The organism is Micromonospora parva, assembly GCF_040649675.1.
Classification (GTDB): Bacteria; Actinomycetota; Actinomycetes; order Mycobacteriales; family Micromonosporaceae; genus Micromonospora; species Micromonospora parva.
Genome location: NZ_JBEZFX010000006.1, coordinates 68,902 through 87,414 on the forward strand (window position 1 = coordinate 68,902; position 18,513 = coordinate 87,414).

19 protein-coding genes are annotated in these 18,513 nt (G+C 73.1%); 10 read left to right on the top strand and 9 right to left on the bottom strand.

Annotation, left to right across the window (positions count from 1 at the left end):
• Nucleotides 1-13 precede the first annotated feature (13 nt).
• Nucleotides 14-529, bottom strand: coding sequence for a PH domain-containing protein (locus AB0C03_RS16510; protein ID WP_051708882.1), 516 nt, complete (start codon nucleotides 527-529; stop codon nucleotides 14-16).
• Nucleotides 530-828: 299 nt separating this feature from the next.
• Nucleotides 829-1,059, bottom strand: a complete 231-nt coding sequence (locus AB0C03_RS16515) for a hypothetical protein (RefSeq protein ID WP_030337808.1) — start codon at nucleotides 1,057-1,059, stop codon at nucleotides 829-831.
• A gap of 241 nt (nucleotides 1,060-1,300) precedes the next feature.
• On the opposite strand from AB0C03_RS16515, the gene AB0C03_RS16520 reads away from it, so the two are divergent.
• The 3 genes from AB0C03_RS16520 to AB0C03_RS16530 are packed head-to-tail and all read left to right on the top strand — an operon-like array spanning nucleotide 1,301 to nucleotide 4,325.
• Nucleotides 1,301-2,398 carry an AAA family ATPase gene (locus AB0C03_RS16520; RefSeq protein WP_030337807.1) on the top strand — a complete coding sequence of 366 codons (1,098 nt, stop codon included), beginning with the start codon at nucleotides 1,301-1,303 and terminating at the stop codon, nucleotides 2,396-2,398.
• Nucleotides 2,377-3,378 carry a DUF58 domain-containing protein gene (locus AB0C03_RS16525; RefSeq protein ID WP_357637501.1) on the top strand — a complete coding sequence of 334 codons (1,002 nt, stop codon included), beginning with the start codon at nucleotides 2,377-2,379 and terminating at the stop codon, nucleotides 3,376-3,378. Before AB0C03_RS16520 ends, AB0C03_RS16525 begins: the two co-directional genes overlap by 22 nt.
• Nucleotides 3,375-4,325 (top strand): VWA domain-containing protein, encoded by a 951-nt coding sequence (locus tag AB0C03_RS16530; RefSeq protein WP_357637504.1) that lies wholly within the window; start codon nucleotides 3,375-3,377, stop codon nucleotides 4,323-4,325. Before AB0C03_RS16525 ends, AB0C03_RS16530 begins: the two co-directional genes overlap by 4 nt.
• 418 nt (nucleotides 4,326-4,743) lie before the next feature.
• Here AB0C03_RS16530 and AB0C03_RS16535 read toward each other — a convergent pair whose 3' ends face one another.
• From AB0C03_RS16535 to AB0C03_RS16550, 4 genes are all read right to left on the bottom strand, one after another.
• Nucleotides 4,744-6,012, bottom strand: a complete 1,269-nt coding sequence (locus tag AB0C03_RS16535) for an acyltransferase family protein (protein WP_357637507.1) — start codon at nucleotides 6,010-6,012, stop codon at nucleotides 4,744-4,746.
• Nucleotides 6,009-6,914, bottom strand: a complete 906-nt coding sequence (locus tag AB0C03_RS16540) for an alpha/beta hydrolase (protein WP_051708880.1) — start codon at nucleotides 6,912-6,914, stop codon at nucleotides 6,009-6,011. Before AB0C03_RS16540 ends, AB0C03_RS16535 begins: the two co-directional genes overlap by 4 nt.
• 99 nt (nucleotides 6,915-7,013) lie before the next feature.
• Complete coding sequence (locus AB0C03_RS16545) at nucleotides 7,014-7,676, bottom strand: response regulator (RefSeq protein WP_030337802.1); 663 nt, start codon at nucleotides 7,674-7,676, stop codon at nucleotides 7,014-7,016.
• The gene (locus AB0C03_RS16550; RefSeq protein WP_156058005.1) at nucleotides 7,673-8,908 is read right to left on the bottom strand and encodes a sensor histidine kinase; all 1,236 of its coding nucleotides are present in this window, start codon (nucleotides 8,906-8,908) and stop codon (nucleotides 7,673-7,675) included. Before AB0C03_RS16550 ends, AB0C03_RS16545 begins: the two co-directional genes overlap by 4 nt.
• 155 nt (nucleotides 8,909-9,063) lie before the next feature.
• Here AB0C03_RS16550 and fabG point away from each other — a divergent pair, with 155 nt between their 5' ends.
• From fabG to AB0C03_RS16570, 4 genes are all read left to right on the top strand, one after another.
• Complete coding sequence (gene fabG / locus AB0C03_RS16555) at nucleotides 9,064-9,768, top strand: 3-oxoacyl-ACP reductase FabG (RefSeq protein WP_030337800.1); 705 nt, start codon at nucleotides 9,064-9,066, stop codon at nucleotides 9,766-9,768.
• A 26-nt stretch (nucleotides 9,769-9,794) separates the two neighbouring features.
• Nucleotides 9,795-10,562: an enoyl-ACP reductase FabI gene (gene fabI, locus AB0C03_RS16560; RefSeq protein WP_030337799.1), complete on the top strand. Its 768-nt coding sequence runs from the start codon at nucleotides 9,795-9,797 to the stop codon at nucleotides 10,560-10,562.
• A 99-nt stretch (nucleotides 10,563-10,661) separates the two neighbouring features.
• Nucleotides 10,662-11,690 (top strand): ferrochelatase, encoded by a 1,029-nt coding sequence (locus AB0C03_RS16565; RefSeq protein ID WP_030337798.1) that lies wholly within the window; start codon nucleotides 10,662-10,664, stop codon nucleotides 11,688-11,690.
• A 15-nt stretch (nucleotides 11,691-11,705) separates the two neighbouring features.
• Nucleotides 11,706-12,485, top strand: a complete 780-nt coding sequence (locus tag AB0C03_RS16570) for an HAD-IIA family hydrolase (RefSeq protein ID WP_030337797.1) — start codon at nucleotides 11,706-11,708, stop codon at nucleotides 12,483-12,485.
• 203 nt (nucleotides 12,486-12,688) lie between these two features.
• On the opposite strand, the gene AB0C03_RS16575 is transcribed toward AB0C03_RS16570, so the two are convergent.
• The gene (locus AB0C03_RS16575) at nucleotides 12,689-13,483 is read right to left on the bottom strand and encodes an Rv1486c family protein (RefSeq protein WP_030337796.1); all 795 of its coding nucleotides are present in this window, start codon (nucleotides 13,481-13,483) and stop codon (nucleotides 12,689-12,691) included.
• Between the two features lie 128 nt (nucleotides 13,484-13,611).
• The gene (locus tag AB0C03_RS16580) at nucleotides 13,612-14,187 is read right to left on the bottom strand and encodes a TetR/AcrR family transcriptional regulator (RefSeq protein WP_030337795.1); all 576 of its coding nucleotides are present in this window, start codon (nucleotides 14,185-14,187) and stop codon (nucleotides 13,612-13,614) included.
• A 341-nt stretch (nucleotides 14,188-14,528) separates the two neighbouring features.
• On the opposite strand from AB0C03_RS16580, the gene AB0C03_RS16585 reads away from it, so the two are divergent.
• On the top strand, nucleotides 14,529-15,341 hold the full coding sequence (locus AB0C03_RS16585) for a DUF3097 domain-containing protein (RefSeq protein ID WP_030337794.1): 813 nt from the start codon (nucleotides 14,529-14,531) through the stop codon (nucleotides 15,339-15,341).
• Between the two features lie 73 nt (nucleotides 15,342-15,414).
• On the opposite strand, the gene AB0C03_RS16590 is transcribed toward AB0C03_RS16585, so the two are convergent.
• Nucleotides 15,415-16,716 (bottom strand): serine hydrolase domain-containing protein, encoded by a 1,302-nt coding sequence (locus AB0C03_RS16590; RefSeq protein WP_030337793.1) that lies wholly within the window; start codon nucleotides 16,714-16,716, stop codon nucleotides 15,415-15,417.
• A gap of 108 nt (nucleotides 16,717-16,824) precedes the next feature.
• Between AB0C03_RS16590 and AB0C03_RS16595 the strand changes: the two genes are divergently transcribed.
• Both AB0C03_RS16595 and AB0C03_RS16600 read left to right on the top strand, forming a co-directional pair.
• Nucleotides 16,825-17,298 carry an NfeD family protein gene (locus AB0C03_RS16595; RefSeq protein WP_210865353.1) on the top strand — a complete coding sequence of 158 codons (474 nt, stop codon included), beginning with the start codon at nucleotides 16,825-16,827 and terminating at the stop codon, nucleotides 17,296-17,298.
• 4 nt (nucleotides 17,299-17,302) lie between these two features.
• The gene (locus AB0C03_RS16600) at nucleotides 17,303-18,409 is read left to right on the top strand and encodes an SPFH domain-containing protein (RefSeq protein WP_030337791.1); all 1,107 of its coding nucleotides are present in this window, start codon (nucleotides 17,303-17,305) and stop codon (nucleotides 18,407-18,409) included.
• The last annotated feature ends 104 nt before the right edge of the window (nucleotides 18,410-18,513 follow it).

An 18,513-nucleotide genomic window follows, 5' to 3' on the forward strand; every position in this document is an offset into this window, starting at 1 on the left:
CCCGCGCGGGTGTTCACAGCCCCTCCGCCCGGTCCTCGCCGAGCGCGGTGAGCCGGTCGCGCAGCCGGGACGCCTCCGCCGGCCGCAGCCCGGGCACCCGGGCGTCGCTGGCCGCAGCCGCGGTGTGCAACTGCACGGTGGCCAGCTCGAAGGCGCGCTCCAACGGCCCGGCGCTCACGTCGACGAACTGCATCCGCGAGTACGGCACGATGGAGAGCCGGCGGACCAGCAGCCCGTGCCGGACCAACAGGTCGTTCTCCCGCTCTGCGTACCCCCAGGCCCGGACGGCGCGGACGATCGCGACGGCCCGCCACGCGCCGAGCACCAGCACCACGGCGACGGCGAGCCCGAACAGCCAGTGGCCGCTGAGGGCCCAGCCGACCGCCGTCACCGCCAGCCCGATGGCGACCACGACCGCCAGCCGGATCAGCTCCACCCAGATCAGGTCGGTGGAGATCGGCTGCCAGTTGACGGTGTCCGGCCAGGGCTCCAGCGGCCCCCGACCACCCGGCGCGGCCGTCAGCAGCACCCCGGACGCGCCGGGGTCGGACGGGTGAGCCCCGGACGCGCCGGGGTCGGCCGGCAGGAGACCGGGGGGTGGCAGTTCGGGTGCGCGGTGGTCGGCGCCGGGTGTCGGCCGGTGACCGGGTGGCAGCGCGCCCGGTGGCAGTGGGGCGGGCGTCGAGACGTCCGGCGCGGCGGGCTCGGGGCCGAGCGTGCCCGGTGCCGGGAACGCGCCGGGCGGCGGATCGACGCCGGGAGGGGTGGCGGCCGGGGTGGGCGGCCAGGACGGAGAAGTGGGGCCGGGGGAAGCCGGAGGGTCGCCGCTCACAGGTCGAGCGTAGGCGATCCGGGCACCGGAGTGACGGCACGCAGGAAGCCTCGGGCGTCCAGGAAGTCACCGAGGCTGCCCCGGTGCTCGTCGCAGGCCAACCAGGTCTTGCGCCGATCGGGGTCGTGCAGACGGGGATTGTTCCACTCCAGCACCCAGACGGCGGCCGACCGGCAGCCCCGGGCCGAACAGACCAGGGCTTCGTCGGCGGGGGAGGGAATGCTCATCCCGGCCAGTGTAGGGCGGCGGGACGGAGAGGTTGAGCGCCGGGCGACCACGGGGGGAGCCGCCCGGCGACGGGGTGAATCGTACACGCGGCGGGCCGGTCTGTGCACACCCGCGATACGCAATTCGGCTGCTGGTGACGGCGCGGCCAAAATCGGCTTCTCCCCACCTCGGCACTCAGCAAGGCGTGCGAGTCTTGATACCGCACAAGCCGCGACGACCGACAAACGCTGTGGAGGACCGGTGGCCCAGCCGACCATGCCCGACGCCCCGACGCCGAACGGCGCGGCACCTGCGCCGGTGACCACACCCGCGCAGGACGCCACCCTGCTGGAAAAGGCGCTGTTCGAGATCAAACGTGTGATCGTCGGGCAGGACCGGATGGTGGAGCGGATGTTCGTCGCGCTGCTCTCCCGTGGTCACTGCCTGCTCGAAGGCGTGCCCGGGGTGGCCAAGACCCTGGCGGTGGAAACCCTCGCCAAGGTCGTCGGTGGGTCCTTCGCCCGGGTGCAGTTCACGCCGGACCTGGTGCCCGCCGACATCATGGGCACCCGGATCTACCGGCAGTCGAGCGAGAAGTTCGACGTCGAGCTGGGGCCGGTCTTCGTCAACTTCCTGCTCGCCGACGAGATCAACCGGGCGCCGGCCAAGGTGCAGTCCGCGCTGCTGGAGGTGATGAGCGAGCGGCAGGTGTCCATCGGCGGCGAGAGCCACCGGGTGCCCGACCCGTTCCTGGTGATGGCCACCCAGAACCCGATCGAGCAGGAGGGCGTCTATCCGCTGCCGGAGGCGCAACGGGACCGGTTCCTCATGAAGATCGTGGTGGGCTACCCGACAGACGCTGAGGAACGGGAGATCGTCTACCGGATGGGCGTGGCCGCGCCCGAGCCGACCGCGGTGTTCGACACACCGGACCTGATCGCCCTGCAACGCAAGGCGGACCAGGTCTTCGTCCACAACGCCCTGGTCGACTACGCGGTCCGGTTGGTCCTGGCCACCCGCGCCCCGGCCGAGCACGGCATGCCCGACGTCGCGCAACTGATCCAGTACGGTGCCAGCCCGCGCGCCTCGCTGGGTCTGGTCCGGGCGACCCGCGCCCTGGCGCTGCTGCGCGGGCGGGACTACGCGCTGCCGCAGGACGTGCAGGACATCGCGCCGGACATCCTGCGGCACCGGTTGGTGCTCAGCTACGACGCGCTCGCCGACGACGTGCCCGCCGACCACATCGTGCAACGGGTGATGTCGACGATCCCGCTTCCCGCTGTCGCGCCCCGGCAGCAGGCCACCCCGCCCTCGATCGCGCCGCCGCCGGGCGCTGGTTGGCCCGGGCAGCGGCCGTGACCTCACCCACCCCTCGTCCGGCCCCCCTCGGCGACCGTAGCGAGGCCGTGCTGTCCCGGCTTCAGCTGCTCGTCACCCGCAAGCTCGACGGTCTGCTGCAGGGCGACTACGCCGGCCTGCTGCCCGGACCGGGCAGTGAGGCGGGGGAGTCCCGGGAGTACCGCCCCGGCGACGACGTGCGTCGGATGGACTGGCCGGTCACGGCACGCACGACCACACCGCACGTGCGGCGTACGGTCGCCGACCGGGAACTGGAGACCTGGCTCGCGCTGGACCTCTCCGCCAGCCTCGACTTCGGCACCGGGCAGTGGCTCAAGCGGGAGGTCGTGGTGGCCGCCGCCGCTGCCATCACCCACCTGACCGTGCGCGGCGGTAACCGGATCGGCGCCGTGATCGGCACCGGCGGCGGGGTGTCCGCGCCGGCCCGACGCTGGCGGGGCAGACCACCGCCGCCGGGGCCCGGTGTGCTCACCCGGCTGCCGGCCCGCTCCGGGCGCAAGGAGGCGCAGGGTCTGCTGCGTGCCGTCGCCGGCACCGCCATCCAGCCCGGTCGTGGTGATCTGGGCGCGCTGATCGAGATGCTCAACCGCCCGCCCCGCCGCCGTGGGGTGGCAGTGGTCGTCTCGGACTTCCTCGCTCCGGCCGAGCAGTGGGCCCGGCCGATGCGTAAGCTGCGCGTCCGGCACGACGTACTGGCGATCGAGGTGGTCGACCCGCGGGAGCTGGAACTGCCCGACGTGGGCGTGTTGCCGGTGGTCGACCCGGAGAGCGGCGAGCTGCACGAGGTGCAGACCGCCGACCCACGGCTGCGGCAGCGCTACGCCGACGCCGCCACCGCCCAACGGGCCACCATCGCCGCCGCCCTGCGCGGCGCCGGTGCGGCCCACCTGCGTCTGCGTACCGACCGAGACTGGCTGCTGGACATGGTGCGATTCGTGGCCGCGCAACGGCACGCACGCACCCGGGGGACGACACGATGATCCGTTTTCTGCAACCGTGGTGGCTGCTGGCCGTGCTGCCGGTGTTCGCCCTCGCCGCGTTCTACGTCTGGCGGCAGCTGCACCGCCGGGCGTACGCGATGCGGTTCACCAATGTGGACCTGTTGCGGACGGTGGCGCCGAAGGGCCTGGGCTGGCGTCGGCACGTCCCGGCGACCGCGTTCGTGCTCTGCCTGCTGGTGTTGGCCACCGCACTGGCCCGGCCCGCTGTCGACACCAAGGAGCCGCTGGAGCGGGCCACCGTGATGCTCGCCATCGACGTGTCGTTGTCGATGCAGGCCGACGACGTGTCACCGAACCGGCTGGAGGCGGCCCAGGAGGCCGCCAAGCAGTTCGTCAGTGAGCTGCCGGAGAGCTACAACCTGGGCCTCGTGTCGTTCGCCAAGGCGGCCAACGTGCTGGTGCCGCCGGGCAAGGACCGCGACGCGGTGACCAGCGCCATCGACGGGCTGGTGCTGGCCGAGGCGACAGCGACCGGGGAGGCGGTGTTCACCTGCCTGGAGGCGATCCGGTCGGTGCCCGCCGACGGCGCGGCGGGTATCCCACCGGCGCGGATCGTGCTGCTCTCGGACGGCTTCCGCACCTCCGGTCGGGCGGTGGAGGAGGCGGCGGCCGCCGCGCAGGCCGCCAACGTCCCGGTTTCCACGATCGCCTTCGGCACGGACACCGGCCAGGTCGACATCGGCGGGCAGTTGCAGCGGGTGCCGGTGGACCGGTTGGCCCTCGCCGAACTCGCCGAGACCACCGAGGGTTACTTCTACGAGGCGGCCTCGGTGAGCGAGCTGAAGCAGGTCTATCAGGACATGGGCAGCTCGATCGGGTTCCGCACCGAGCCGCGTGAGGTGACCCAGTGGTACGCCGGGGTGGCGCTGCTGCTGGCCCTCTGCGCCGGTGCGCTCAGCCTGCTGTGGTCGTCGCGGATGCTCTGAGCGGTGGGACCGGCGGCGGTCACCCACCGCCGCCGGTCGGCACCAACCCGGTGGCCGTCGCCGTGACGACGACCAGCTCAGTGGCCGCCGCCGGGGAGGACGACCAGCTCACTGGCCGCCGCCGGGGAGGACGACCAGCTCAGTGGCCGCCGCCGGCGAGGACGAAGACGATGGCCACCCAGACGGCGGCGAGGGTGAAGCCCAGCGGGGCGACGTAGCGGCTCATGGACGGCTCCGGGTGGCGGCTGGACGGTCCGCGTGCGGGGGCGGACCGCAGGGGGTAGGGACGCGCACACGAAGTCGTGACCGGGCGGCTCCCGGCGACCGCCCGGGTTCGGGCGGCGCGGCACACTCACCTCGGCAGGTGCCGACGTGGTGGGGAGCGGAGCGGGGTCAGCTCACCAGACTGAGTCGTGGCTCAGCGGGACTGACCATCGGCCCGGCCACGACTGGGAGGATCGCTATCTCGCACAGCGATCACCTCCTGCAAGTCGGGCGGGCCGGAACGTCGATGATCGTACACCTGCGGTGCCGGCCGAACGCACTCGGCCGACCGGCCGGCGACCCCTCCACCGCCCGGTCGGCGACGCCGCTGATCACCAGCCCGGACACCTCGGCGGCGCGGCGACCCCGGCTGGCCCACCCGCACGACAGTGACCAGCACCCCGGCGAGCAGCGGCAGCCAGCAGCAGCGGGCCAGCACCCACCCCGAGTCGTCCGGGACGGTGTGCAGACCGGGCAGGGCGAGCCCGCCACGGGCGGTGAGCGCTGTCACCGCCACCAGGACCGGCTGGTGCCACAGGTAGATCCGGACCGCGAACCGGTTCACAGCGGTCACCGCCCGACCCGGCAGTGGCCGGGCCAGCAGCCGTCGCAGCGCCGGCCGGGCCAGCAACCCCAACCCGACCTGGGTGACCGCCAGCGCCACGACCAGCAGCGACGGCGGGTTCAGGTTGGACACCCCGGCCCCGGGCACCCCCACCGCGCTCACCGGATAGCCGAGCGCCAGCAGCGCCGCCAGCGCGAGCGCCCCACCGGCCGCCGCCGTGCCACCGGCCCGCCGGCTCCGCAGCCACCCGTCGGCGTGCGCCACCCCCAGCAGGTACGGCACCGACCAGGCCGCCAGCACGGTGACCGGGGGCAGGTCGCCGGCGGCCGGCACCAGGCGGACGGCCAGGTCGGCCGCGGCCACCACGGCCACCGCCGGTGTCGCGCAGCGCAGCACACCCCAGCGGCGTACGGCGGCGCGCAGCGGGCCGGTCGACGCGACCAGGATCACCAGCGGTAGCAGGAACCACAGCGGGCTGACCGCGAGCCGCAGCGCGACGGCGAGCGTGTCGTCGGAGGTGCCGACGACGGTGGCGGCGAGCAGGACGGCCGCACCCGCCCCGAGCAGCGCCACGGTGGGCAGCAGCAGCCGACGCAGCCGACCGGCCAGCCAACCGCCCGTACCGCCCGGGTGCCGGGCCAGCGACCGGGCCGAGCCGAACCCGGCGGTGAAGAAGAACAACCCGAGCGTCTGCAACACCCAGGTCAGCGGGGCCAGGCCGGGCAGGGCGGTCAGCGGACTGGCCTGGTGCAGCCCGCCGTCGCCGGTCAACACCAGGCCGGTGACCAGCCAGTGCCCCAGCACCACCCCGCCGATGGCGTACGCCCGCAGCGCGTCGACGGCCCGATCCCGGCTCACCGGGCGTCCCCGGTCCGGTCGGCGTCGACGCCGCCCAGCACGACCGCCGCCACCGCGACCAGCGCGGCGCTGCCCGGCGCGAGATAGCCGTCGTGCCCCGCCACCCCGCCCACCGGCAGGGGTCGGGCGCCGAACGCCGGGTCGCCGGGTCGCCGACCGAAGCCCAACCCGGGCAGCCGCAGCGGCGGGACCCGTCGGATCCAGTCCGTCGGCGCCTCGGCGGCCCAGAACCGCCGCCCGCCGGGCAGGTCGTCGGCGCGCTGCACGCCAGCGCCCACCCCACCGAGGCTGACCACGTCGGTGACCTGGGGCGGGGCGTGCGCCGCCGCCAGTGCCACCACCAACGCCCCGTAGCTGTGCCCGACCAGCGTGATCGTCGCGCCCGGACGCCGCCCGGCCAGCTCCCGCAGCAGCCGGGCCAGCCCGGCCGCGCCGCGCCGGGCGCTGACCCCACCGGCGGCGGTCAGCACCCCGTCGGGCGGGTCGTAGCCCAGCCAGGCCAGCACCGCGACCCGCGCCGCCGGGTCGGTCGCCCGCAGCTCCCGGTACACCTGCCCGGCCTGCACGGCGGGCGCCCGCCGGGCCACCCCACCCAACCCCCTGTCGAAGTCGGCGAGCGTGCTGCCGACCCCGGGCACCAGCACCGCGATCCGGTCGGCGGTGGCGAGGTCGCCGAGCACCTCGACCGCGCGGCCGTCACCGCGCGTGTCGAACAGCAGGAACCGGCGTCCGTCGGCCGCCCAGTCCGCGTACGGGGGGCCGGCCGCGCGCATCGCCGCCGCCATCTGCGGGTACGCCTCGACGAACCCCGCCGCCGTGGCCGGCCTGGCCGGGGTCGGCAGGACCAGGTTCACGCCGAGCAGCGCGGCCACCGCCAACCGGCTGGCACCTCGTCGTCGCATCACGTTCTCCCTCCGGAATGTCGTCCGGAGGGAGAGTGCGCCCAGGGGCGGGACCCGGTCGTCGTGCCGCGGAGCCGTTCCCGGGCTGGCTCCACGGGGCTACTCGCCGGCGGCCACCAGACCCGTCTCGTACGCCAGCACCACGGCCTGGGCCCGGTCGCGCAGCCCCAGCTTGGCCAGGATCCGCCCGACGTGCGTCTTCACTGTCTGCTCGGCCACCACCAGGTCACCCGCGATCTCCGCGTTGTTGCGGCCCCGGGCGATCAACCGCAGCACCTCGGTCTCTCGTGGAGTGAGCCCGGCCAGGTCGGTGGGACGGGGGCGGCGGCGGTCCGGGCGGGCCGCGAACTCGGCGATCAGCCGGCGGGTGACAGCGGGGGCGAGCAGCGCGTCCCCGGCCGCCACCACCCGCACCGCCTGCACCAGGTCGGCCGCCGGGGCGTCCTTGAGCAGGAAACCGCTGGCCCCGGCGCGCAGCGCCTCGTACACGTAGTCGTCCAGGTCGAACGTGGTGAGGATGAGCACCCGGGGACGCTGCGCCGACCGGTCACCGAGCAGCGTGCGGGTGGCCTCCAGCCCGTCCATCACCGGCATCCGCACGTCCATCAGCACCACGTCCGGGTCGAGGTGGCGGGCGGCGGCCACGGCCTGCGCCCCGTCGGCGGCGTCACCCACCACCAGCAGATCCGGTTGGGCGGCGAGCAGCGCGCCGAAGCCCTGCCGGACCATCGCCTGGTCGTCGGCGATCAGCACCCGGATCATCGGTCCCCACCCTCCGCGTCGTACGGCAACTCGGCCGCCACCGCGTAACCCCCGTCGGGCAGCGGCCCGGCGGTGAACGTACCGCCCAGCGAGGTGGCCCGTTCCCGCATGCCGGTCAGCCCGTGCCCGGAGCCCGCCTCGCCAGGCCGGGAGCCCGCCGTGGCGGGTGGCGCGTTCTCCACCCGTACCCCCAGGCCGGACGCACCGGCGCGGACGGTGACCCGCACCGCGGCGCCGGCCGCGTGGCGGGCCGCGTTGGCCAGGCCCTCCTGCACGATGCGGTACGCGGCCAGCCCGACCGGCGCGGGCACCCGGTCGTCGTCCACCTGCTCGGCGTCCAGCGTGACCGACAGCCCGGCCCGGCGGGCGGCGTCCACCATCGCGCCCAGGTCGGTCAGGTCCGGCTGCGGCGCGGTCTGCGGCCCGGTCGTCTCGCTGCGCAGCACCCCCAGCAGTCGCCGCATGTCGGTGAGCGCGTCGCGGGCCGACGCGGCGATGGCGACGAACTCCGCGGCTGCCGGCGCCGGCACGTCGGTCAGCCGGTACGGGGCGGTCTCCGCCTGCACCGCGATCAGCGACATGTGGTGGGCCACCACGTCGTGCAGCTCCCGGGCGATCCGGGTGCGCTCCTCCAGCACCCCGCGGCGTTCCTGCTCCCGCTCGCTCAGCTCGGTCTGCGCGGCCAGCGCCCGCCGGGACAGCCGGTTGCGTCGGATCAGGTCACCGACGATCGCCAACGCCCCGAGCAGCAGCAGGACAGCGACCCGGTTCTCGGGCTCGACCAGGGTGAGCACCGGCACCGTCGTGATCGCCACCACCCAGCCCAGCACCGGCCGGTCGACCCGCGTGACGACCACCGCCACCACCACGATCGACCCGAGCGCCAGCGGCGGGGTCCACGGCCAGGCCTGGTCGGCCGGCGCGTTGAACGTGCAGATCAGCAGGGCCAGCACCGTCAGCCGCCAGGCCAGCAGCGGACGCCGGGGCAGCGCCAGCAGCGGCGCCACGGTCATCGCCGCGAACAGCAGCGCGACCAGTATCGGCAGGCCCCACTCGCTCTCCACGGTCAGCGTGATCAGGAAGAGGCCGAGAGCGGCCAGCAGGCCGACCGGGGCGGCGTAGCGGGCCGGCCCGGGCCACCGGGCCAGCAGCGGCCGTTCGACCGGTGCGTCCGGGCCCAGCACTGTCTGCCGCAGGGCCCGCAGGGCCACGGCGATCGGATGCCGGTTCACCACCCGGAGGCTACGGGCCGAGACCGTCACGAGGCGTGCCACCAGGGGTTGATCCCGGTGTCGTACCCCAGTGTGACGCGACTCCCGTTAGCGCTTACCTGTCGGTAACGCCTAGGCTTTCGCGCGTCTGTGCTGACCATTCGCAAGGGGGAACAGTGGCCCGTACCGTGCTGGTGACCGGGGGCAACCGGGGAATCGGCCTGGCCATCGCGCAGGCCTTCGCCAAGCAGGGCGACCGGGTGGCGGTCACCCACCGCAGCGGCGAGGCACCCGACGGGCTGTTCGGCGTCCGCGCCGACGTCACCGACGCCGCCTCGATCGACGCCGCGTTCGCCGCCGTCGAGGCCGAGCTGGGGCCGGTCGAGGTGCTGGTCGCCAACGCCGGCATGACCGCCGACACGCTGCTGCTGCGGATGTCCGAGGAGCAGTTCACCGATGTGGTGGACACCAACCTCACCGGCGCGTTCCGGGTCGCCAAGCGGGCCTCCGGCAAGATGCTCCGCGCCAAGTGGGGCCGCATGATCTTCATCTCCTCGGTGGTCGGCCTCGCCGGCGGTGCCGGGCAGGTCAACTACGCCGCCAGCAAGGCCGGCCTCGTCGGCGTCGCCCGCTCGATCACCCGGGAGCTGGGCAGCCGCAACATCACCGCGAACGTGGTGGCGCCCGGCTTCATCGACACGGACATGACCGCCGGCCTCTCCGACGACCGCAAGGCGGAGATCCTCAACTCCATCCCGGCCGGCCGGATGGCCAGCCCGGACGAGGTCGCGGCCGTTGTCACCTGGCTGGCCTCCGACAGCGCCGGGTACGTCTCCGGTGCCGTCATCCCGGTCGACGGCGGCCTCGGAATGGGCCACTAACCCTTTTGACTACGGAGGAAATCTGCATGTCCGGACTGCTCGCCGGTAAGCGACTGCTCGTCACCGGTGTCATCACCGACGCCTCGATCGCCTTCTCGGTGGCGAAGCTCGCTCAGGAGAACGGCGCGCAGGTCGTGCTCACCGGCTACGGCCGGCTCTCCCTGGTCGAGCGGATCGCGAAGCGGCTGCCCGAGCCGGCGCCGGTGATCGAGGTGGACGTCACCAACACCGAGCACCTGGCCGGCCTCGCCGACCGGGTACGCGAGCACGTCGACGGCCTCGACGGTGTCGTGCACTCGATCGGCTTCGCCCCGCAGAGCTGCCTCGGCGGCGGCTTCCTCGACGCGCCCTGGGAGGACGTGGCGACCGCCCTGCACGTCTCCACCTTCTCGTACAAGTCCCTCGCGATGGCGGCGCTGCCGCTGATGTCGCCCGGTGGCGCGGTGGTCGGCCTGACCTTCGACGCGACGAAGGCGTGGCCGGTCTACGACTGGATGGGCGTGGCCAAGGCCGGCCTGGAGTCGGCGTCCCGCTACCTGGCGCTGCACCTGGGCAAGCAGGGCATCCGCAGCAACCTGGTGGCCGCCGGGCCGCTGCGCACCATCGCCGCGAAGTCGATCCCCGGCTTCGACCAGTTCGAGGAGGCCTGGACCGAACGGGCCCCGCTGGGCTGGAGCCTCACCGACCAGGAGCCCGCCGCGCGGGCCTGCCTGGCGCTGCTCTCCGACTGGTTCCCGGCCACCACCGGCGAGATCGTCCACGTCGACGGCGGCTACCACGCCATCGGCGCCTGACGCTCTCCGGCGACGCCGCCGAGGTCCGGACGCGTGATCCACGCATCCGGATCAGGGGGCGTCGCCGGGGCGTCCCGGCCGAGGGGCAAGAATGACCCCATGTCGTACGACGCGGTGGTCCTGGTGTCCTTCGGCGGGCCGGAACGGCCCGAGGACGTGATGCCGTTCCTGCAGAACGTGACCCGGGGTCGAGGTGTGCCGCCCGAGCGGCTGGCCGAGGTCGCCGAGCACTACCAGCACTTCGGTGGAGTGTCCCCGATCAACCAGCAGTGTCGGGACCTGCTGGCCGCCGTCCGCGCCGACTTCGCCGCGCACGGTGTCGACCTGCCCATCTACTGGGGCAACCGCAACTGGGACCCGATGCTCGCCGACACCGTGAGCCGGATGCGCGACGACGGGGTGACCCGGGCGCTGGCCTTCGTCACCAGCGCGTACGGCGGCTACTCGTCCTGCCGGCAATACCAGGAGGACATCGCCGCCGCCCGTGCCGCCGTCGGCCCGGACGCCCCGGTGATCGAGAAGCTGCGCCAGTTCTGGGACCACCCCGGTTTCGTCGAGCCGCACGTCGACGCCGTCCGGGCCGCCCTGGGCCAGCTCGACCCGGCAAAGCGGGACACCACCCGACTGGTCTTCACCGCCCACTCCATCCCCAGCTCGATGGCGGCCAACGCCGGCCCGCACGGCGGCCGGTACGAGGCGCAGCTGCACGAGACCGCCCGGCTCGTCGCCGCGGCCGCCGCCCCCGACCTGGAATACGACCTGGTCTGGCAGAGCCGCTCCGGCCCGCCGCAGGTGCCATGGCTGGAACCGGACGTCAACGACCACCTGGCCACCCTCGCGCAGGGCGGCACCACCGGCGTGGTGGTCAGCCCGATCGGGTTCGTCTCCGATCACCTGGAGGTCGTGTGGGACCTGGACACCGAAGCGCTGGAGACGGCGAAGCAGCTCGGCCTGGACTTCGTCCGGGCCGCCACGCCGGGCACCGACCCGCGCTTCGTGACCATGGTGCGTGAGCTGGTCACCGAGCGGACCGACCCGGACGGCGCGCAGTTGCGCCGCCGCCTGGGCGAGCTGCCGATGTGGGACACCTGCCCCACCGTCTGTTGCGTGCCGACCCGTCGTCCCTGACCTCTGAGGATCATCATGCATGACCGTAAGCCCGTGCAGAGTTGGCTGACCGACATGGACGGCGTGCTGGTGCACGAGGGCCAGCCGGTGCCCGGCGCGCCCGAGTTCATCAACCGGTTGCGCGCCTCCGGCAAGCCGTTCCTGGTGCTGACCAACAACTCGATCTACACCCCGCGCGACCTGACGGCCCGGCTCAGCCGGATGGGGCTGGACGTGCCGGAGGAGTCGATCTGGTCCTCGGCCCTGGCCACCGGCCAGTTCCTCGCCGACCAGCGGCCGGGTGGCACCGCGTACGTCATCGGTGAGGCCGGGCTGACCACAGCCCTGCACGCCGTCGGCTACGTGCTGACCGACTTCGCCCCCGACTACGTGGTGCTCGGCGAGACCCGCACCTACAGCTTCGAGGCGATCACCAAGGCCGTCCGTCTGATCAACGACGGCGCCCGGTTCATCTGCACGAACCCGGATGTGACCGGCCCGTCCGTGGAGGGCGCGCTGCCCGCCGCCGGCTCGGTCGCCGCCATGATCTCCAAGGCGACCGGGGTGGAGCCGTACTTCGTCGGCAAGCCCAACCCGATGATGATGCGCTCGGCGCTCAACACCATCAACGCGCACTCGGAGAGCACCGCGATGATCGGTGACCGGATGGACACCGACATCCTGTGTGGTCTGGAGGCCGGGTTGGAGACCATCCTGGTGCTCACCGGGATCAGCAGCCGCACCGAGGCCGAGCGCTACCCGTACCGCCCCTCCCGGATCATCAACTCGGTCGCAGACCTCCTCGACGAGGTCTGACCTCGCTGCGGCCGCGCTGCGCCGCTCCTGGGCCGCGCCGCCCCCATGATCGCGCTGTAACCAGGATGTAGGGGTCACCGGCGGAGCCGGAGGCCACTACATCCATGTTCGAGCATGATCATGAGGGGTATCGCGTCGGTCCCGGGCAGTAACGCGTCGGTCCCCGGGCGGTCCCGGGCGGTAACGCGTCGGTCAGGGGGCGGTCAGGGGCGCAGGGGGGCGTTGCAGGCGGCCACCAGGGCCTGGCGGCAGGCGGCGGTGAGCGGACGCAGCGCGGCGTCGCGCTGCTGCGCCTCATAGTTGTTGATCGCCCCGCCGGGCGCGGAGTGCCCGGCCAGCGCGAGCACCCGGTCGAGCACCGCGGCTCGGGCGAAGAGCCGGCGGGCCCTCGGGTCGAACCCTGGTGGCAGGTCGGTGGTGCCGTCGGGGCGGCGCAACGCGGCCAGCGCGCCTGCCAGCTCGGGCCGCCACTGGGCGACGTCGAGGCGGGTCAGCGCGGCGGTCGTCTCGGCCAGCGCGGCGGCCAGTTCGGCCTCCGCCTCGGCGGCGCCGGGCAACGAGAGCGACGCGGCGGGCGCGTTGGCCGGCAGCGGGTACACCCGCCACAGCACCGTTTCGAAACAGTCCCCGGAGCCGGAGGTGTGCGAGCGGACCTCCGGGATCAACCCGAGCCCGCCGGCGACCACCGCCTCACCCGCTACCAGCGCCGCGCCGGCGAAGTCGCCGGGGCCGGGCAGACCCCGGGGGTCGCCGGGTGCGGGCAGCACCAGGCGGATCTCGTCGGGGGAGAGCTTGGCCAGGGTGGGCAGCGCGGAACCCAGCGGGACGTCGGTCCAGGTGCCCGGGGCGTCCGCAACGAGATGTTCCTCGTCGCCGGCGATGGCGTCGGCGACCTCGTCGTACGGCACCAACCCGGCGCGCCACGCGCGCACCCAGGCAACGAACCGGCTCGACCGGCGCGGCGCGAGTGTGGCCGCGCCCGTTGCGGGGGTGGACATGCCGAAAGGGTACGTGGTCACGACCGGCCCTGTCTCGACTGCCGCTCCGGCCGCCCTGCGTGCCCCGAACTGCCCCCTTCGCCCGATCCCGCGTGCGGCACGGTCCGGGGTGCGGGTCTTTCCGGCCGCTAATGCACCCGTAGGCCGGCGATGACCACGTCGACCATGAGACGCGCGTCGTAGGCGGGGTTGTCGGCGCCGATGCAGAGGTTGCCGATGCCCTGCATCAGGACCAGGGGGTTCATGTCGGGAACGATCTCGCCCGCCGCGCTGGCGGCGGCGAGCAGGTCGGCGCAGACGGGGACGAGCCGGTCGAGGAAGTACGCGTGCAGCGTCTGGAAGGCGGCGTCGTCGGACCGCATCGCCTCGGCCAGACCGTGCTTGGTGACCAGGAAGTCGACGAAGAGGTGGATCCAACTGGCCAGGGCGGCGTGCGGTGTGGCGCTCTGCGCCAGGAGCACGGGGCCGGCTTCGGCGCAGGCCTCGACCTGGTGTCGGTACACCGCGACGATCAGGTCGGCGCGGGTCGGGAAGTGGCGGTAGATCGTCCCGACCCCGACGCCGGCCCTGGCGGCGATGTCGCGCACCGGCGCGTTGACCCCGGAGGCGATGAACGCGGCGGCGGCCGCCTCCAGGAGCGCCGTCTGGTTGCGCAGCGAATCCGCCCGCTGCTTGCGCGCGGGATCTGTCCCGGTGCTGGCCACCGTTGCCTCCGTCACATCCCTTGGGGAAAACGGAACCTCGTTCCGTATGTTTTAGCGGAACCAAGTTCCACATATGCAGCATGCCAGAACGGCAGGCCAACACCAACTCACCCAGGAGCGACCGTGCGCGCAATGCCAGCGCCCAACCCCGGTGGACGCCAGGCGTCCTGCTGGCCGTGACCGGCCGCGGCGGAGGCGAGGAATCCGTCTGGCCGGCACCGGTCGACAGCGACCTGGGTCGCCTCGAATCCACTGTGTGATCGCCGCGGTGGTGGCGGGTGGACGAGGTGGGGCGGTGTGTCGGAGGGCGGGGTGATGGCGCGGGAGTTAGCGTGATCGACATGGCGGGGCGATACGGCGAGGACGTGTTGGCGGGGGACTGGCGACGGCGGAAGGTCACCCCCGAGGTGGACGCCGAACCGGACCTCGTGGTGGAGGACGCCGACTCCGGGTTCTGCGGAGCGGTGGTGGGCTTCGAGGCCGGTGCCGTGGTGCTGGAGGACCGGCACGGCAAGCGGCGCAACTTCCCGCTGCTGCCGGCGGCGTTCCTGCTCGACGGCCGCCCGGTCACGCTGCGCCGCCCCACCCGCGCGCCGGTGCCGGCCGCCCGGCGGCGGACCGCGTCCGGCTCGGTGGCGGTGGACAACGTCCGCGCCCAGGTGGCCAAGGCCAGCCGGATCTGGGTGGAGGGTATCCACGACGCCGCCCTGGTCGAGCGGATCTGGGGTGACGACCTGCGCATCGAGGGCGTTGTCGTGGAGCCGTTGGACGGCATCGACGCCCTCGACGCCGACGTACGCGACTTCGGCCCCGGCCCGACCCGACGGCTCGGCGTCCTCGTCGACCACCTGGTGCCTGGCAGCAAGGAGAGCCGGATCGTGGCCCGGGTCGACTCGCCGTACGTGCTGGTGACCGGCCACCCCTATGTGGACGTGTGGCAGGCGGTCAAGCCGGCGGCGTTGGGCATCGCGGCGTGGCCGGTGGTGCCGCCGGGGCGGCCGTGGAAGGAAGGGGTCTGCGCGGCCCTCGGGGTGGCCGAGCCGGCCGACATGTGGCGGCACATCCTGTCCCGGGTGAACAGCTTCGCCGACGTGGAAACGCCCCTGATCAACGCCATGGAACGCCTCATCGACTTCGTCACCGAGACCCCCTGACCGCCCGGCCCCGCCGGCGGCCGGCCCTGTCGCCGCCCGGCTCCGCCGCCGCCCGGCCCTGTCGGCGGCTGGCTCAGGGGGCTTCGTCCGGGCTGCGGGTGAAGACGAAGGTGGCGATGTCGACAGCCGTCGCCCGCCCGTTGTCGTCGCGCAGCACCGACAGGATCTCGCCGTTCTCCGGGCCGGAGCGTCCCCGCCAGCGGTCCGGCCCCTCGGCGGTGAACCGGCTCACCCGCTCACCACGGACATGGGCCACCAGGTCACCCGCGTCCCAGCGCAGATCCAGCGGAAGGCCCATCCACCACCAGCGGCCGCTCAGCTCGGCCAGGTCGGCACCGGGCGCGGCGGCGGCCGGCCGCCACGGCTGCGGGAGCGCCGGCTCGGCGTCCAGCACGCTGGTCAGCACCCGGCGACCGAGTTCGGTGATCGGGAAGCCGTACGAGTTGGCGAAGCCGACAACGGCGGTACGGGTGGGTCGGTGTACCACGAGGCTGGCCACGTACCCGGGCATCGAGCCGCCGTGCCCGACGTACACCCGCTCGCCGTCGCGGTAGAGCTCCAGCCCCAGCCCGTGCCCACCGGTCCAGGAGTCGAGATCGTTGATCACCACGGGCGCGCACATCTCGGTGAGCGTCCCGGCGGCCAGCACCGACGGGTCGGGGTCGGCCAGGAAGGCGGCCCAGCGGCCCAGGTCCTCGATCGTCGACCAGAGCTGCCCGGCGGGGGCCATCGCGCCGGTGTCGGTACGGGGTTCCTCGCGCAACGTGCCGTGCCAGGGGTGGACGACGTAGCCGCGGGCGTACGGCTCGGTGGCCGTGTAGGTGGTGCGGCGCATTCCCAGCGGGCCGAACACCCGTTCGTCGAGCAGGTCGGCCCACCGCGTTCCGGTGAGCCGTTCGAGCAGGCCGCCGAGGAGCCCGTACGCCAGGTTGGAGTAGTGGTAGGCGGTGTGCGGCGGATAGGCGATCTTGTCGGCGTTCAGCCCGTCGAGCAGCCCGGCCAGGTCGGTGCCCGCGCTCCGCTCCCACCAGTCGCCCTCGGGTTCGCGTTGCATGCCGCTGGCGTGCCCGAGCAGCTGACGCAGTGTGAGCGCGCCCACCGCGGTGCCCGGCAGGTGCCGTTCCAGCGGGTCGTCGAGGGACAGCTGGCCGGCATCACGCAACTGCATGATCAAGGTGGCGGTCATCGTCTTGCTGATCGAGCCCACCCGGTACTGCAGATCGGCGTCCGGGCGGGGGTGCTCGCCGGCGGTGGCCAGGTGGACCAGCGCGCCGTCGCGGACCACGCCCAGCACCAGTGACGGGGTACGACCGTCGATCTGCGCCTGGGCCACCTGGGTGTCGATCTGTCGGGCGGTCGCGGGCAGCAGAGTCACGGGGATCTCCTCGTTCGGCCGGTGGATTCGGTGGGCGGCGATCGTTTCGCCGAGCCTACTGATGATCACGGGTGGGCTGCTCGTGCATTAACGTGTCACCCTTGCGGTGTGGACGCCGTGGTGTGGATCGTTTTGGGTGTGGTGCTGGCGGTCGCCGAGATTTTCACGACGACGCTATTTCTGATCATGTTCGGAGCCGGTGCGTTCGCCGCTGCCGGTGCGTCCGCCCTGGGGGCGCCGGTCGCCGTGCAGGCACTGGTCTTCGCGGTGGTGTCGGCATTGAGCCTGCTGGTGGTTCGACCGGTCATCCGGCGGCACAGCCGCTCCGCGCTGGAGAGCGGCGAGCAGCCGTTCGGCGTGGAGGCGATCGAGGGCTCCACGGCGCTGGTGCTGGAACGGGTGGACGCCGAGCACGGCCTGGTCAAGATCGACGGGGAACTGTGGACGGCCCGACCGTATGACACGACGCAGACTTTCGAGCCCGGTCAACGGGTTCGGGTGATAAAGGTCCGGGGCGCGACAGCCCTGGTGTGGCAGGACGATGTTTCTTCCGCCGGCGAGCTGCCGGAAGCGAGAGGGTGAACGGATGACGGTCATCGGTGTGCTGATCATCGCGGTGGCGTTGATCGCCGTGATTACGCTGGCCAAGGCGGTGCGGATCGTGCCGCAGCAGCGCCAGGATGTGGTGGAACGGCTCGGCAAGTACAAGCGCACCCTCAGCCCCGGCCTCAATCTGCTGGTGCCGTTCATCGACGCGGTGCGTACCAAGGTCGACATGCGGGAGCAGGTGGTCAGCTTCCCGCCGCAACCGGTGATCACCTCGGACAACCTGGTGGTCTCGATCGACACTGTCCTCTACTTCAAGGTGGTCGACTCGGTCCGGGCGACCTACGAGATCTCCAGCTTCCTCCAGGCCATCGAGCAGTTGACGGTCACCACGTTGCGTAACGTGATCGGTTCGCTCGATCTGGAGCGGGCGCTGACCAGCCGGGACGAGATCAACCGGCACCTCTCGGGTGTGCTGGACGAGACCACCGGCCGCTGGGGCATCAAGGTGACCCGGGTCGAGATCAAGGCGATCGAGCCGCCGGCCAGCATCCGCGACTCGATGGAGAAGCAGATGCGCGCCGAGCGGGACCGCCGCGCGGCGATCCTGACCGCCGAGGGGCACAAGCAGTCGCAGATCCTCACCGCCGAGGGTGAGAAGCAGTCGGCGGTGCTGCGGGCCGACGGTGACCGGCAGGCCCGGATCCTGCAGGCCGAGGGCCAGGCGAAGGCGATCCGTACGGTCTTCGACGCGATCCACCAGGCGAACCCGAGCCAGAAGGTGCTCGCCTACCAGTACCTGCAGGCCCTGCCGCAGATCGCTCAGGGCAGCGCCAACAAGGTCTGGATCGTCCCGGCCGAACTGACCAAGGCCCTGGAGGGCATGGGTGGCGCGCTCGGTGGGCTGAGCCAGATGGTGGGGGACCTGCCCGCACCGGAGGCCGCGGACCACGCGAGCCAGGTGGAGCGCGAGGCTGCGGAGGCGGCGCAGGCCGCGGCGGCCGCCGCCCAGCAGATCCACGACGAGGTACGCGTCGCCGAGGCGCAGGCCACCGGCGGCAACAAGCCGCAGGGGCTGCCCGCCCCGGAGCCGGTGTCTCCGGCCAGCCTGACCGAGGACCCGGCCGACCAGCGCGAGCGCGGCTGACGCAGGACACCGGCCACCCGGCCGGCTAAATGCGAGAAAGACTCATGGGGCGCTCCGACGCCTGCCACCATCGGTCCTAGGACGGGTGGTGACCAGGCAATCGG